Origin of the sequence: Acetobacter indonesiensis (assembly GCF_000963945.1) — a bacterium.
GTDB classification, from domain to species: domain Bacteria; phylum Pseudomonadota; class Alphaproteobacteria; order Acetobacterales; family Acetobacteraceae; genus Acetobacter; species Acetobacter indonesiensis.
Genome location: NZ_BAMW01000069.1, coordinates 1 through 13,546 on the forward strand (window position 1 = coordinate 1; position 13,546 = coordinate 13,546).

At 51.2% G+C, this 13,546-nt stretch carries 11 protein-coding genes; 5 read left to right on the forward strand and 6 right to left on the reverse strand.

Annotation, left to right across the window (positions count from 1 at the left end; all coding sequences use genetic code 11):
* Positions 1 to 581: 581 nt before the first annotated feature.
* Positions 582 to 1,217, reverse strand: coding sequence for a TetR/AcrR family transcriptional regulator (locus Abin_RS13880; protein ID WP_048847979.1), 636 nt, complete (start codon positions 1,215 to 1,217; stop codon positions 582 to 584).
* A gap of 87 nt (positions 1,218 to 1,304) precedes the next feature.
* Here Abin_RS13880 and Abin_RS13885 point away from each other — a divergent pair, with 87 nt between their 5' ends.
* From Abin_RS13885 to Abin_RS16200, 4 genes are all read left to right on the forward strand, one after another.
* Positions 1,305 to 1,976, forward strand: coding sequence for an O-methyltransferase (locus Abin_RS13885; protein WP_048847981.1), 672 nt, complete (start codon positions 1,305 to 1,307; stop codon positions 1,974 to 1,976).
* A gap of 46 nt (positions 1,977 to 2,022) precedes the next feature.
* Positions 2,023 to 3,207, forward strand: coding sequence for a 4-hydroxybenzoate 3-monooxygenase (locus Abin_RS13890; RefSeq protein WP_048847983.1), 1,185 nt, complete (start codon positions 2,023 to 2,025; stop codon positions 3,205 to 3,207).
* 81 nt (positions 3,208 to 3,288) lie between these two features.
* On the forward strand, positions 3,289 to 3,546 hold the full coding sequence (locus Abin_RS13895; protein WP_048847985.1) for a transposase: 258 nt from the start codon (positions 3,289 to 3,291) through the stop codon (positions 3,544 to 3,546).
* Positions 3,547 to 3,624: 78 nt separating this feature from the next.
* Positions 3,625 to 3,900 (forward strand): IS3 family transposase, encoded by a 276-nt coding sequence (locus Abin_RS16200; RefSeq protein ID WP_048847987.1) that lies wholly within the window; start codon positions 3,625 to 3,627, stop codon positions 3,898 to 3,900.
* Positions 3,901 to 4,319: 419 nt separating this feature from the next.
* On the opposite strand, the gene Abin_RS13905 is transcribed toward Abin_RS16200, so the two are convergent.
* From Abin_RS13905 to Abin_RS13925, 5 genes are all read right to left on the reverse strand, one after another.
* Positions 4,320 to 6,941 (reverse strand): TonB-dependent siderophore receptor, encoded by a 2,622-nt coding sequence (locus Abin_RS13905; protein ID WP_048847989.1) that lies wholly within the window; start codon positions 6,939 to 6,941, stop codon positions 4,320 to 4,322.
* Between the two features lie 145 nt (positions 6,942 to 7,086).
* Entirely contained in the window at positions 7,087 to 8,058 is a 972-nt protein-coding gene (locus tag Abin_RS13910; RefSeq protein ID WP_048847991.1) for a FecR family protein, read from the reverse strand.
* A 130-nt stretch (positions 8,059 to 8,188) separates the two neighbouring features.
* Positions 8,189 to 8,716: an RNA polymerase sigma factor gene (locus Abin_RS13915; protein WP_048847993.1), complete on the reverse strand. Its 528-nt coding sequence runs from the start codon at positions 8,714 to 8,716 to the stop codon at positions 8,189 to 8,191.
* Between the two features lie 184 nt (positions 8,717 to 8,900).
* Entirely contained in the window at positions 8,901 to 9,068 is a 168-nt protein-coding gene (locus Abin_RS15955; RefSeq protein ID WP_255319427.1) for a hypothetical protein, read from the reverse strand.
* Positions 9,069 to 9,272: 204 nt separating this feature from the next.
* Complete coding sequence (locus Abin_RS13925) at positions 9,273 to 9,536, reverse strand: hypothetical protein (protein ID WP_048847996.1); 264 nt, start codon at positions 9,534 to 9,536, stop codon at positions 9,273 to 9,275.
* A gap of 873 nt (positions 9,537 to 10,409) precedes the next feature.
* Between Abin_RS13925 and Abin_RS13930 the strand changes: the two genes are divergently transcribed.
* Positions 10,410 to 13,199, forward strand: coding sequence for a bifunctional aconitate hydratase 2/2-methylisocitrate dehydratase (locus Abin_RS13930; protein ID WP_048847998.1), 2,790 nt, complete (start codon positions 10,410 to 10,412; stop codon positions 13,197 to 13,199).
* Positions 13,200 to 13,546 lie beyond the last annotated feature (347 nt).

Sequence of the window (13,546 nt, forward strand, 5' to 3'; positions counted from 1 at the left end):
GGGGGGGGGGGGGGCCTACGTAAGGTGTGCCAGTCCATCTTTTTCCAGCACATCTATGGCTTCTGTGACTGTACGGGAGCAAGGCTGAAAACCCCAATCATGTCGGCGGACCGGGTCCATCCGTGGGTTTCAATGAACATCATGAGACGGATTTTTGTAAACGAGACGCCACGCGCTTCACAAAGCGTCTCCATGAGGTGCTCGCCCAGTATCAGAAAACTGTTTTAACAGCATTACAGGAAGCTGATGATGCTCTTTCATGATTTAAGAATGATCGTATTCGCGTTGCAATGCTTGTGCGGTCTCAAAACGATACAGCTGTTGCCTTTGATCTGACCCGCCAGCGGTGCCAGAGGGGCACGGCAAGCTTGATTGATCTTCTGGGATACTGAACGACACGATATCGCGACGAGATAATCACTGTCACAGTCATTAGCGGCTCTGACGATTGACGATATTGCTATTCACAAAGCCACGGGCGTTGGAGCGTCAGATGAAAAATGAGCATGGAGTTTTCAGATAAGATACGGTTGGGATTATGCTTGCCTTTTACAGTATGGATGGAATATTTTTATAACAAGTTACGATACGTCACTACGAAGTTTTGAAAAATAACCGCAGAACATGTCGGCCATGGCGTCGGAATACAGATTAACGTCCTCGGTATCAGCTCTATCGCAGATACTCTCAGCGATCTTTTCGAAAAAAATCGCCAGAATTCCTACAGCTAACCGGTGCTTTTCGGGTGGTGCGTTGGCGAGCATTTCTTCCACGAAACTGCCGACCATGGCATGACCATCGGCAAGGAGTTGCCGGGTTTCTGCTGTGTCTCCATAGAGTGGCGCGGCCTGACTCAAAGCCTTGCGCAAATCAGTTTCCGCTTTTTCTGAGCGCACAAATGTCCGGATCGCTGTGCGTAGCCGGTCCAGAGGCGGTTGTGTCGGGTCTTGCAGAATAGAGCGGAGCACTGTGGATGTTTGCACCCATTCGTCGGATTGGAGACGGAAGAGCAGGGCGTTCTTGTTGGGAAAATACTGGTAAACTGATCCAATACTCACACCGGCTCTTTCTGCTACCCGTGCGGTCGTAAAACGGTGTGCTCCCTGTTCTCTTAAAACGTGAGCCGCAGCTGTCAGGATGTCCTCGACCAATTGAGTCGAGCGTGCCTGTTTCGGTCGTCTACGCTTTGAAAGAATGGTATTTTTTTCGTCTGGCATGGTCCTGCTTTCAAACGCGATTAGAAAACATGAATGTTTCATCATATTATTCTGGTTGGGATCAGAAAGCCAGTCAGGAAAAGAGAAATGCCGGCCCCGACTCTTTATAGCGCACCCTTCACTGCGCTACTCAACACCCTATACGAACAGGCTGATCGGTCGGCCCAAAGTCTGCGAGAGCGGAGTGAAGGACTGTCCAGGCAAGAGTTCGCGCGGCTCATGACGAGTAGAACGGATTACAAAGAGGTTCATCAGAGCCTTGAAAATGATCCGTTGCCCGTTTCGGCGGATGCTGGACGGCTGCTATATATGCTGGTCGTGACATCGTGGGCGCGTGAAATTGTGGAATTTGGCACTTCTTTTGGCGTGTCTACCCTCCATCTTGCTGCAGCGGTGCGTGATATCGGGGGAGGACGGATTATTTCTGCTGAGTATCTTCCCTCTAAAGCCGCGACAGCGCGGGGCAATCTGGAACAGGTGGGGCTGTCTGGCCTCGTCGAAATTCGGGAAGGTGATGCCCTTCAGACCCTTGCCACCGGTTTGCCAGACGAGGTGGATCTGCTGCTTCTGGATGGTGCCAAAGGACTTTATCTTGATATTTTTGGGCTTGTGGAAAGCCGGTTACGACCGGGCGCATTGATTATCGCGGATAATGCCGAATGGTGTCCTGAGTATCTGGCGCACGTACGGTCTCAGGCCAGTGGTTACACGTCCCTTCCGTGTCTGTCAGGTCTTGAACTGACCATGAAACTCCCCTGATCCGTTGCAAAAGGTAGAATCAACTCTGGGAAATGGAAAACGTATCATGACGGATAAAGTGCAGGAAAAAACGACGGTTGTTATTGTTGGGGCTGGTGTGGCTGGTCTGACAGCCGGCACTCTGCTTAAGCGTTGCGGCATAGATTGTATCGTCCTTGAGCGGCGCACTCAGGAGTATGTTTTGCAGCGGCAGCGGGCCGGCAACATCGAAGCACGCGCTGTGCGGATGTTCGAAAAATGGGGACTTGCTGAGCGCGTGGTCGGCGGCTGGCCCTATGAAGGGATTGTTACGTTACGGATTGATGGTACGCCGCATCTGCTGCGTGAACAGATGGATGACAAAGCTCCGGGCAGATTATGTCCGCAACAGGTGCTCGTCCGCAACCTCATGGTGGCTTACACAGAAGATGGTGGTGACCTGCGTTTTGAAGCATCTGATGTCACATTGCATGCTCTTGATAACGAAAAACCTGCGGTTCGGTATCATGATAACCAAGGAGTCGCACACGAAATTAGCTGTGATTTTATTGCCGGGTGTGACGGTGATCATGGGGTTAGTCGGGCTTCAATTCCGCAGGGTGTCCTGAGTAAGGCTGAACACTGTTATGGTGTGTCCTGGGTGGTGGTTCTGACGGATGTACCGACAGGGCGTTATCCGCTGATGAGCGTGAGTGATCATGGTTTTGCCGCGCAATTTCCACGTGGGCAGGATGCCAGCCGCTTTTACCTGCAATGTGCTGAGACAGATACGGTAGAAGATTGGTCAGATGCGCGGGTTGCTGCCGAAATTAAAGCGCGCTGTGGTGAAATTGAGATCACTGAGAAAGACATCGTGAACAAAAGCATCATGCCACTGTACAGCGTTGTGTATGCGCCTATGCGCTACGGAAAGCTCTTCCTCTGCGGGGATGCAGCCCATCTTGTTCCCCCAACCAGTGCACGCGGCATGAATTTGGCAATCAGTGATGCAGAAACCTTTGTCTGTGCTGTGCGTGATTTTGTGCAGGATGGAAATGGTGCAAATCTTGCGGCCTATTCGGACACCTGTCTGGAGAGGGTCTGGAATTATCAGGATTATGCAATCTGGGTGACTGAAATGCTGCACGATGCAGGGGATGCCTCAATTGTTGGGCCCTTCCGCCGCGAGGCAGCACGCAGCAGATTATATCGTCTTCTAACCCCCTCCTCCACCAATAAACTCTTTAGCGATTTTATGGCAGGCACGGTCTGAAGTCGGACATTTTCTGAAATGGACGTGTCCCGGCTCAGTTCCGGACCTTTAAGACCGAGGATGGTCTGAAGGAGAATTGGAATGGGGCATGTTTACAAAACAGAATTCCGACGCGAGGAGGTGCGTCTGGCTCTGAGCAGCGACCTGTCGCGCGACCGTATTGTCCAGGATCTGGATTTTGTGTCTTCGACATTGAAGAAAGGGATCCGTAATGCGCAGAAGTACGACACTGTGGTTGCTGACGCAACGGATCATACGGCGTTATTGCGTGAGAATGAGAGATTACGCCGTGAGAACCTTCTGCTACGGGAAAATGCCATTCGTGTTGTCAGGACATGACGCTTCAAGGTGACCACGAACAGTTTGCACAAGCACAGTATTGAACCCAACCTTCTGGGGTAGAATTTTTCAGAACCAGTGCTTAACCAGAAATGGACAGCGGACATAACATACATCTGGACATGTGAAGGCTGGGTTTACCTGGCTGTGGTGCTGGACCTCTTCTTACGAAGAATCATCGTCTGGAACCTTGAGATCCGTATGACCGCAAATCTTGCAACCACAGCGTTACAGCGGGCTATTGCCTTGCGTCAATCATCACCAGACTGCGTCCATCACGCAGATCGTGGCAGTCAGTATTTTTCAAAGGCGTACCGGAAGCTCCTCTCTGCTCATGGACTGGTTAATACCTAGGATTTCGGCGGCTCGATGGAAGTTGAGTTGCTCGGCGACTACCAGCACCTGCACCAGGGCAGGTAGAGCGATATGGCCTGTCGCGAGAAGATGATAAAGCCGGTCCCGTGTCAGGGGACCGGATGGGCTGGAAACGCGGGATAATGGCGTATCGGGGGCGTCATAAAATGAAGTCGAGGAAACGGAGATAAAACTAGAAGACAGAAGGTATTTTTGTATTCCGTTGTACAGGAGAGGCCAAGATCTGACGACGGCCCATGAGGATACAGGCAGGGTGTCGGTCTCATGGATGTGGCAAGGGACGCCCTACGAAAATTGCAGTGAAGCTACTCCTCGATTTTGGCACGGAGGCGGGGGGGGGGAGCTGCAAGGTAATGAAATTAACAGGGAAAAGATGTCTTAGTTCGGGGGTTAAAATTTCACCAATTATAGGTCAGATTCCCGTACACACGTCTTCCCTGACCAATATAGCACTGCGCGGTTCCGCAGGATGTAATATAATATTTGTTTGTGAGATTGGAAATTGTTACCTGCCCGACAAGCCCTTTCAAGAAAGACGCAGCTTTTCCAAAATCATAACGGACACCCGTATCAAACAAAATAAAAGCCGGAATTTTGAAAGAGTTCGCCGTATTGCCATAAGTCCAGCCGACATAACGGGCGCCAAAATTAAATTGCAGCCCTCTGAGTTTCCCTGCAGGAAGAGCATAATTAACAAACATGGACGTCATGTTACGTGGCACAGCCTCAGCATATTTGCCTTTCAGAGGTACCGCTACGCCCTCGCGCATATGATATCCTGACTCATATGACGTTGGATCGTAATAATACGGTACAGTTGTATCAGTACTCTTTGAATATCGAACGTCGGCATATGTGTAGGATGCGAGAATACGCAGATCCTTCGTGATGTTGGCCTGAGCGGACACCTCGAAACCTTTGGAGGTCATCTGTCCTGTCTGAATGGAATAACCGGGATTTTGCGGATCTGATGTCAGAACGTTTGTCTGATCAATGTGAAAAGCCGACGCTGTGAACAGGGCGTCGAAATCACGCGGTTTATATTTCAGACCAGCCTCAAATTGCTTGCCTTCCGTGGGTTTGAAAGTATGTCCCTCCACATCCGTACCCGTCTGTGGCTGAAAGGATGTCGCATAACTGAAATACGGGACAAGTCCGAAATCAAGTTCATATGTCGCACCGGCCCGCCAGGTAAACGCCTTTGTCGAAAAGGGAGAAGTCGTTGTGCTGCTGGTACTCGTATAAGGAAAGTTTGATTGGGACCAACTATTTTGTGAAAACCAGTCCTCGCGACCACCCACAGTCACAGTCAATCCTTTGTATCTGATCTGATCCTGAAAATAGACACCGACCTGCTCATAGGCGTCTCGCCCGAACCATGACCAGGATGTTGCGTCCGCCGACCCCATTCCTGGGTAGCCAAAATGTGGCGTAAAACTCCCATATTGTGGCGCGTAAATATTCAGACTGTTCGCATCGGAGCGGTAATACTGACCATTGGAATGATAATCCCAGAAATCAACACCAACGACCGCTGTATGACGGACTTCTCCTGTTCGGTATTTTCCGAGGAGATGTGAATCCAGTGCTACAGTGCGCGTCGTGTTGGGTACGGCGAAAGCCACGCGCGGCTGCGTAACTCCGTCAGCATCAAGCGCTCCGTATTTCGTATAAACATAGCTGAAATTAGTTCTCGATTCCTCATAACGAAATGTCTGATGAAACGACAGATGGGAATTGAACTGATGTGAAAACAGATATTCAAAAAGACCACCGGTTTCCTTGTGATTGTTCCATCCCGGCTCTCCCATGAAAAGATGCCTGGAAAGACGTCCGTATTTTCCGGGAAACAGCGTTCCCACAGCTGGAAGATAAGAGGAATATGCTCCATCTTCTGGTGTATAAACGTAGTTTCCAATCAGAGTCAGATCCGTCTTGTCATCAATCTTCCAGTCAATTGAAGGAGAGACACCAACACGATGGTAGCGGACATAATTCGTCTGCGTGTCCTGGGAGACACCGATGCCTGCGATGCGATATTTCAGATTCCCTGACGACGTGATTTTGTCACTGACATCAAATGTTGCCTGATAACGGTTCCAGTTACCAAAACCCACAGATACATTTCTCAGCGGCGTATCAGTAGGCCGTTTCAGACTCTCGTTGATGATGCCTCCAGGGGCCGCTTGTCCATACATTACGGAAGTAGGGCCATTGATCGTTTCAACCCGCTCGATGAAGGACGGATCCAGCGCTACCTCAGAGTTCGAAATCAATCCATCGATAAACTGTGATGAAGAAAACCCCCTCTGCATGAAAGAACCACCACCAAACCCCGCCGCCGCTCCGTTAGTCTGCTGGCCCATACCCTCAGCATAAATTCCCGGTGTGTAGCGTAATGCCTCGGTCAGATTCTGAACCTGCTGGTCCTGCATCTGCTGTTTCGTCACAACGTAAATCGAATTCGGAATTTCCCTGATCGGCGTATCTGTTTTTGTGCCTGACATTGTGGTTTGTGCTACATAACCAACGCCCGGCCCTCTGGGATTCTCCATGCCGTAAGTCCCCTGCACGCGGACGGGACCAAGAGTTATGCTGGCAGCGGTTTTCGTCAGCACGACGGTATTGCCGTTGAATCGGTAAGTCAGACCAGTTCCGTTTAAAATTTGAGCTAAGGCTGCATTGACAGACATGGTGCCGGAAATTGCAGAAGAACGCAGTCCGTCGCTTAACTGTGTACCGTAGGCGAGTTGTGTGCCCGTTGCGTTCGACAGCGCGACAAGTGCCGACGACAGTTTTTGAGCAGGAATATTTAATGTGAATTTCCGCTCAACCGCAGCCGTGGAGGCAGGGATATCGGCTGATGCCGCTTTTACAGGGACAACGGCAACGGATGCGAGCGCCGTTGTCAGGCCGAGCATGCGCATCAGGGAAAGTGTCACGAGGGGCGCTCTGATCGCGCGTTCTCTGGGATTTACGGAGAGCAGATCGGCACCGGCCTTCGCGATCTTGGGATGCATGGTTTCTTACCGTCGTCCTTGTGTAAGGGGCAATGCCCACCGCCATATGCAAATGCGAAAAAATCGCACCTATTGTTAAAGACGGACGACGAACGGCACCGGTCGGCGGTGAGGCGTTTTTTCTGTAATTTTTTTGGATACCCGGTCAGCTTGCGGCGGACAGGGTGACAAGCCAAGGCGTGAAATGCCGGACGCGCAGGCGAAGCGAGCCTGCCAGTGTTTCAATCGCGGCGTCAGGATTGCGGGCGTCGAGCGCTGCTGTCACGGGAAGATCACGTAATCGGGAGTGCGTGATGAGAATGCGGCCCCTCCGATAGCGCGAAAGTTCTGTCGCAAGGTCAGCCAGCCTCATACCGTCGGCGACAATCCGGCCATTCCGCCAGCCGAGGATGGACGCTGTGTCCACCGCCAGCGGCTCCTGAGTTTCACCCGGCGCGCAACGCATCTGCTGGCCTGCTGTCAGCAGCATACCTTCCTGTGGTGGGGTGACGGTCAGTTCATGCTCAATGGCTGTCACTAAAGTGGCGTCGTCCAGACGGTTCACATTAAAGACGGCACCTGCTGTCCGTGTAACGGCAGGGCCAGCATCCACGATGAATGGCCACAAGGGATTGTGCCGGGCAGTGAACAAGGCCTCCCCTTCATGGAGGGTAATGCGCCGGGCCTGCGGTGACCATGAAACGGAGATGGCCGAACTGCGGGCAAGTTCCACCAGTGAACCGTCCGCCAGGGTTACGGTTTTGCCTGCCTGCGTGCCCGTCCTGTGGTCTGCAAAGACTTCGGGATGGGTCAGAAGATAGCTGCCACCAGATGCCATTCCGACTACTGCTGCGGCTGCTCCGGTTATCATACGACGGCGGGTCACCCGGAATGAGCCAGCGTCATTCGCGGCTACAGGCTTGTCGTTCGTCAGAGAGGGGGGCAGTGCCGGGGCGAGGTCATCAAGGCGGGACCACATACCTTTTACCCGTTCCCACGCTTGTTTCTCTCTGTCTCCCTGACTAAGCCATAATGCGAAGTCGCGTTTTTCCTCTTCTGTCACATCGGTGTCATTCAGGACCATGAGCCACTGGCGCGCTTCCTGCCGGATCTGGGCATCGGATTTGTGGTGCGTCATGGAGTTCGTGGTCTTTCTGGATATCCGGCAATGATCTCGTTGACCGTATTTGCCCAGCCAAAGAGGTGGCGTGAATGGCTCTCTATACAGAAAGACGGATGATGAGCGGGAGGAGGAGAAAAAACAGGAATTATTTTTCGTGCTCGCCTGATGGTGGTTCCAATGCATCTTCCACGGCGGTCAGGGCGGTCATCATATGATTCATGACCATATGCCGAGTCATACCGAGCATCCCTCCAATCTTGTGGTAGGAAAGCCCTTCAAATTTGGCGAGCATGAAAATCTCGCGACTGCGTGGAGGAAGATTACCGAGCACCGCGCGCAGGCGTTCGATCTGGTCGCGCTGGATCGTCGTATCTTCTGGAGAAGCAGTTTCGGCGATGACATTTTCGGTCTGGGTGTCGTCGGCCTGTACCTCAATGCCGTGGCGGGCGCGCCGAAGATGGTCGATCGCCAGATTGGTAGCAATCCGATAGAGGTATTTGGCGGGATTATCCGGCATGATGGTGCAGCCGCCCCTTGCAATCCTGACCCACACGTCCTGGGTAAGGTCTTCGGCAAGTTCACGATTGCCCAGTTTCTGGAGCAGGAAGCGTAACAGGCCGGGCCTCTGCTCAGAGAATATTTCCGGCCAGGTTCTGGAACCGGAACCCGTCATGTTCAGCTACCTTCTCTCCTCATGTGCCGCTAGTACATAGGCTGAATCGGATATTAATAATAATGCGAACAAATCGCAATATGTCGTATGCTTAGGCGAGTATGCATATTCCAGAGGTCAATCTCGTAGAATGATCCGCATAGTGCGTTTTGCGAGGGATTCCAGAAGGGTCACTTTTACGGCCTCATAAAGGCGGGGAGGGAGGAAAACCATATGCGAACGTGTTATTTTGCCCCAGCAGAGGACGACGATCAAAACCGGGCCAGTCGAACTGATTGACTTCGTTCACGATAATCCATGATCGCGCATCGTCCAGCCCGAGATGCTGTCTGACCTTTTGAGGCATTTCCACGGCAGAGGCATCAGGGGTTGCGGCATGTGGGTGACGGAGGCAACTGTCACCCGGGTTGCCCTGATGCCTGCTTTCTCTCCCGCCAGTACGGTGACGCAGGGTCGATGCTGGCGGCCTTCTTCCAGTCCTCGGTGGTGTTCGTGTCGCCACAGATAGGCATAGGAAATGACAAGTCCCGGTTCTGGCTTCGGTAAAGACAAGCGGTCAGCCCATCAACGCGTTAAGGGCATCGTGGCGCTTGTTCATCTCTGTGGATGATAGGGCATGGACAGTATCGGCATCCAGTTTTTCAACTGCCAGAGCCACCGGCATCATGGCCTTGAGGCGTTGATATTCCTCATACTCGTGCGCGGAGACGAAGTAACCTGTGATGCGGTCATGCGCTTTGACGGCAATCGCTTCACGCTGAACAGTTTCCCGGTAACGTCCGAAATTGCGGGCAAACTCGGTGGCTGCGACTTCAACCATAATAATATCTCCTTCACGGGAAGGATAATGCGTAAAACACGCGTTTTACGCAATCTCTAATTCATGGTGAGAAGCTGTGTGGCTCATGTTAGAGTGACGCCATTAAATGGCGATCTCCAGGGAGCGTCCGTATGGGCCAGACCGTGCCCCCGCAACTATCTGATTACCGTGTTATGTAGCAGCGAGGATGTTGGGGTATAAAGAGGGGTATTTTTTAAGATTATTTTGTATAAAATACATTTAAATCATCATATTAATTAAAAAATCGATTGACTTCCCCTCTGCCAATCATCAAATAAAAATAAGCACTGGCTTGCTGAGAAATGTATTTTTTAACAGCCCAGTTCACTACGTTAATTTAAAACCTAAGAAAAATGTTGTTTAGGTCGAAAACCTCCAAATTTTTTAGAATCATATAGTGTGCAAGGGTCATCTTTTTACTGGTTCGTTCCAAGTCAGTGGGCCTATTTCAGCATAGGTGCGTAACGCGGCATACCTTTTGGCTTCATGCCGTCATGTGCGTCGTTCGTATTTTTGTCTGCTATAGTTTCAATCAGAAATAATGAGGCAAGGCCGTAGAGTGCCAGTGCCGGAAAATTGACATGACAAACGCTGTCTCATCAGTCAGATCGGCAAAGCCCAATGGAGTGAGGTCGGCTGTTCGTTTACGCCAATCTGACGGACATGTGGGTTGCCATTTTGCAAAGGCAAGTGCTGAATTCAAAGGACTATTTTTGCTGAAACGCCGTGTCTTGTTAGCTGGCAGTCGTTGGCTTAACTGGGAACCCTCTAACTGTTATGCTGACTTAATCTTCTCCGGTTTGCCGGGCCTCTTTCAGGTCTCCCCCCTTCTTCAATGACGTTGGAATTGCCATGAACGCTTACTCAGATTACCTGGCCGAAATTAAGGACAGAGAAAATCAAGGGCTCGCTCCCAAGCCGATCGACAGCGATGAACTCGTTCGTGACATTATTGCGTTAATTGAAGACGCCGGTAACGAGCACCGGGCAGATGCGCTTAAATTCTTCATTTACAATACGTTGCCCGGAACCACGAGTGCCGCAGACGTTAAAGCAGCCTTCCTGAAAAAGATTGTTCTGGGTGAAAAGGTCGTTCCGGAGATTACCCCAGCTTTTGCCCTTGAACTGCTTTCGCACATGAAGGGTGGTCCATCGGTCAAAGTGCTTTTGGATATTGCTTTGGGTGACAACGGCCCGATTGCCAAGCAGGCGGGTGAAGTGCTGAAGACTCAGGTCTTCCTTTATGATGCGGACATGTTCAGGCTGCGTGATGCCTTCAAGGCAGGCAATGCGGTCGCGAAGGATGTGCTCGAAAGCTACGCCAAAGCGGAGTTCTTCACAAAACTTCCAGACGTTGAAGATGAAATCAAGGTTGTGACGTTTATCGCTGCTGAAGGCGATATTTCGACCGACCTTCTGTCTCCGGGAAATCAGGCGCACTCTCGTTCGGATCGTGAATTGCACGGCCAGTGCATGATTTCCCCTGCGGCGCAGAAAGAAATCGTCGCGTTGCAGAAGCAGCACCCCGATGCACGGGTAATGATGATTGCTGAAAAAGGCACCATGGGCGTTGGTTCGTCACGTATGTCTGGTGTGAATAACGTGGCGCTCTGGACTGGTAAGAAAGCCAGCCCCTATGTTCCGTTTGTTAATTTTGCTCCAATCGTTGCTGGCACCAATGGCATCTCGCCAATTTTTGCGACAACTGTCGATGTAACCGGCGGTATTGGCCTCAATCTGAAAAACTGGGTCAGGAAGACCGGGCCAGACGGCAAACCTGTTCTGGACAAAGACGGCAATCCGGTTCTTGAGCAGAAATATTCAGTCGCCACCGGCACCGTTTTGACGATTGACGTGAAGAACAAACAGCTTCGCGACGAAAACGGGCTCGAATTGGTTGATGTTGCGTCTTCATTCACTCCTCAGAAAATGGAGTTCATGAAGGCAGGTAGTTCTTACGCCATTGTTTTCGGTAAAAAACTCCAGACATTTGCAGCCCAGACGTTGGGTATCGAAGCTCCACGGGTCTTTGCGCCGAACAAAGAAATTACAGTCGAAGGGCAGGGACTGACTGCGGTTGAGAAAATATTTAACCGCAATGCAGTGGGTGTGACACCGGGCAAAACCTTACACGCCGGGTCAGACGTGCGCGTGAAGGTGAATATTGTTGGGTCTCAGGACACAACAGGCCTGATGACGGCACAGGAACTTGAGGCGATGGCCGCGACGGTCATCTCTCCTCTGGTGGACGGAGCCTATCAGTCAGGCTGTCATACAGCATCAGTGTGGGACAAAAAGGCTCAGGCCAACATCCCGAAACTGATGAAGTTTATGAACAACTTCGGTCTTATCACTGCGCGTGACCCGAAGGGCGTCTATCACGCAATGACGGACGTTATTCATAAGGTGCTGAATGACATCACTGTAGATGACTGGGCTATCATCATCGGTGGTGACAGTCACACGCGTATGTCAAAGGGTGTGGCTTTTGGTGCGGATTCAGGCACCGTGGCGTTGGCACTGGCTACTGGTGAAGCGACCATGCCAATCCCGCAGTCGGTTAAGGTCACGTTCAAAGGCACAATGCAGCCACATATGGACTTCCGTGACGTAGTGCACGCCACGCAGGCGCAGATGTTAAAGCAATGCGGCGACAACGTCTTCCAGGGGCGTATCATTGAAGTACACATTGGTACACTTCTGGCTGACCAAGCCTTTACCTTCACCGACTGGACGGCCGAGATGAAGGCGAAAGCCGCCATCTGTATCTCGCAGGATGAGCCGTTAATAGAATCCCTGCAAATCGCCAAGTCTCGTATCCAGATCATGATTGATAAGGGGATGGAGAACGCAGCCGGGACATTGAAGGGGCTGATCGCCAAGGCCGATAAACGGATTGCTGAAATACGCTCAGGCGAAAAGCCTGCTTTGGCTCCCGATGATAACGCAAAATATTTTGCTGAGGTTGTGGTCGATCTCGACCTGATCGATGAGCCAATGATTGCTGACCCGGATGTCAACAATCCTGATGTATCGAAGCGTTATACTCACGACACAATCCGTCCGGTTTCCTATTATGGCGGCACGAAGAAGGTTGATCTTGGCTTTGTCGGGTCCTGCATGGTGCATAAAGGCGATATGAAAATCGTAGCCCAAATGCTCAAAAACCTTGAGAAGGCACAAGGGAAGGTAGAGTTCAAGGCTCCTCTGGTGGTGGCCGCGCCGACCTATAACATCATTGATGAGCTTAAAGCTGAAGGTGATTGGGACGTGCTGGAACGCTACTCCGGCTTCGAATTCAGCGATTTGCTTCCTAAGGCCAATGCGCGAACTGAATACGAAAATATCCTTTATTTGGAACGTCCGGGCTGTAACCTGTGCATGGGGAATCAGGAGAAGGCGGAAAAGGGTGACACCGTTCTGGCAACATCAACCCGTTTGTTCCAAGGGCGTGTTGTTGAAGACTCAGGTGACAAAAAGGGTGAATCCCTCCTAGCGTCCACTCCGGTCGTGGTTCTGTCTGCAATCCTGGGACGGATGCCGAGTAACGAAGAATACAAGGCGGCTGTTGAAGGTATTGATCTGACTAAGTTTGCCCCACCTAAAACCACCCCACTCGATGCTCGATCCGTCCATTACTAAGAATATCCTTAGGGTGTAATCAAACCCTTCTATAGGCGTTGATCTGTAGCGTGCTTCCCTCAGTAATGAGGGAAGCACGAATACGTAGTGGGGCTCAAACAACAGCTATAGAGCTGTGCGGGATGTTATCTTCGGTCCTTGTTTGATCCTAATTTCTGTAAAATCCTCTTCTTATCGTTTCTCATGACTATAAGATTTTCCGGGACTATGATTAATTTACCCACGCTCGTTATTTTTATGAAAAATCAAATTTGATAGCTTGACGCCTATCTCAAACCCCTTTAGATCAAGCTCCAACAACGCCTCCAGTCCCGTTCGTCTAGAGGCCTAGGACACCGCCCTTTCAC

Excerpts from the sequence above, each read along its gene's own strand:
- Abin_RS13880 (WP_048847979.1), bottom strand. The coding sequence starts at position 1,217 with ATGCCAGACGAAAAAAATACCATTCTTTCAAAGCGTAGACGACCGAAA.
- Abin_RS13885 (WP_048847981.1), top strand. The coding sequence starts at position 1,305 with ATGCCGGCCCCGACTCTTTATAGCGCACCCTTCACTGCGCTACTCAAC.
- Abin_RS13890 (WP_048847983.1), top strand. The coding sequence starts at position 2,023 with ATGACGGATAAAGTGCAGGAAAAAACGACGGTTGTTATTGTTGGGGCT.
- Abin_RS13895 (WP_048847985.1), top strand. The coding sequence starts at position 3,289 with ATGGGGCATGTTTACAAAACAGAATTCCGACGCGAGGAGGTGCGTCTG.
- Abin_RS13905 (WP_048847989.1), bottom strand. The coding sequence starts at position 6,941 with ATGCATCCCAAGATCGCGAAGGCCGGTGCCGATCTGCTCTCCGTAAAT.
- Abin_RS13910 (WP_048847991.1), bottom strand. The coding sequence starts at position 8,058 with ATGACGCACCACAAATCCGATGCCCAGATCCGGCAGGAAGCGCGCCAG.
- Abin_RS13915 (WP_048847993.1), bottom strand. The coding sequence starts at position 8,716 with ATGACGGGTTCCGGTTCCAGAACCTGGCCGGAAATATTCTCTGAGCAG.
- Abin_RS13925 (WP_048847996.1), bottom strand. The coding sequence starts at position 9,536 with ATGGTTGAAGTCGCAGCCACCGAGTTTGCCCGCAATTTCGGACGTTAC.
- Abin_RS13930 (WP_048847998.1), top strand. The coding sequence starts at position 10,410 with ATGAACGCTTACTCAGATTACCTGGCCGAAATTAAGGACAGAGAAAAT.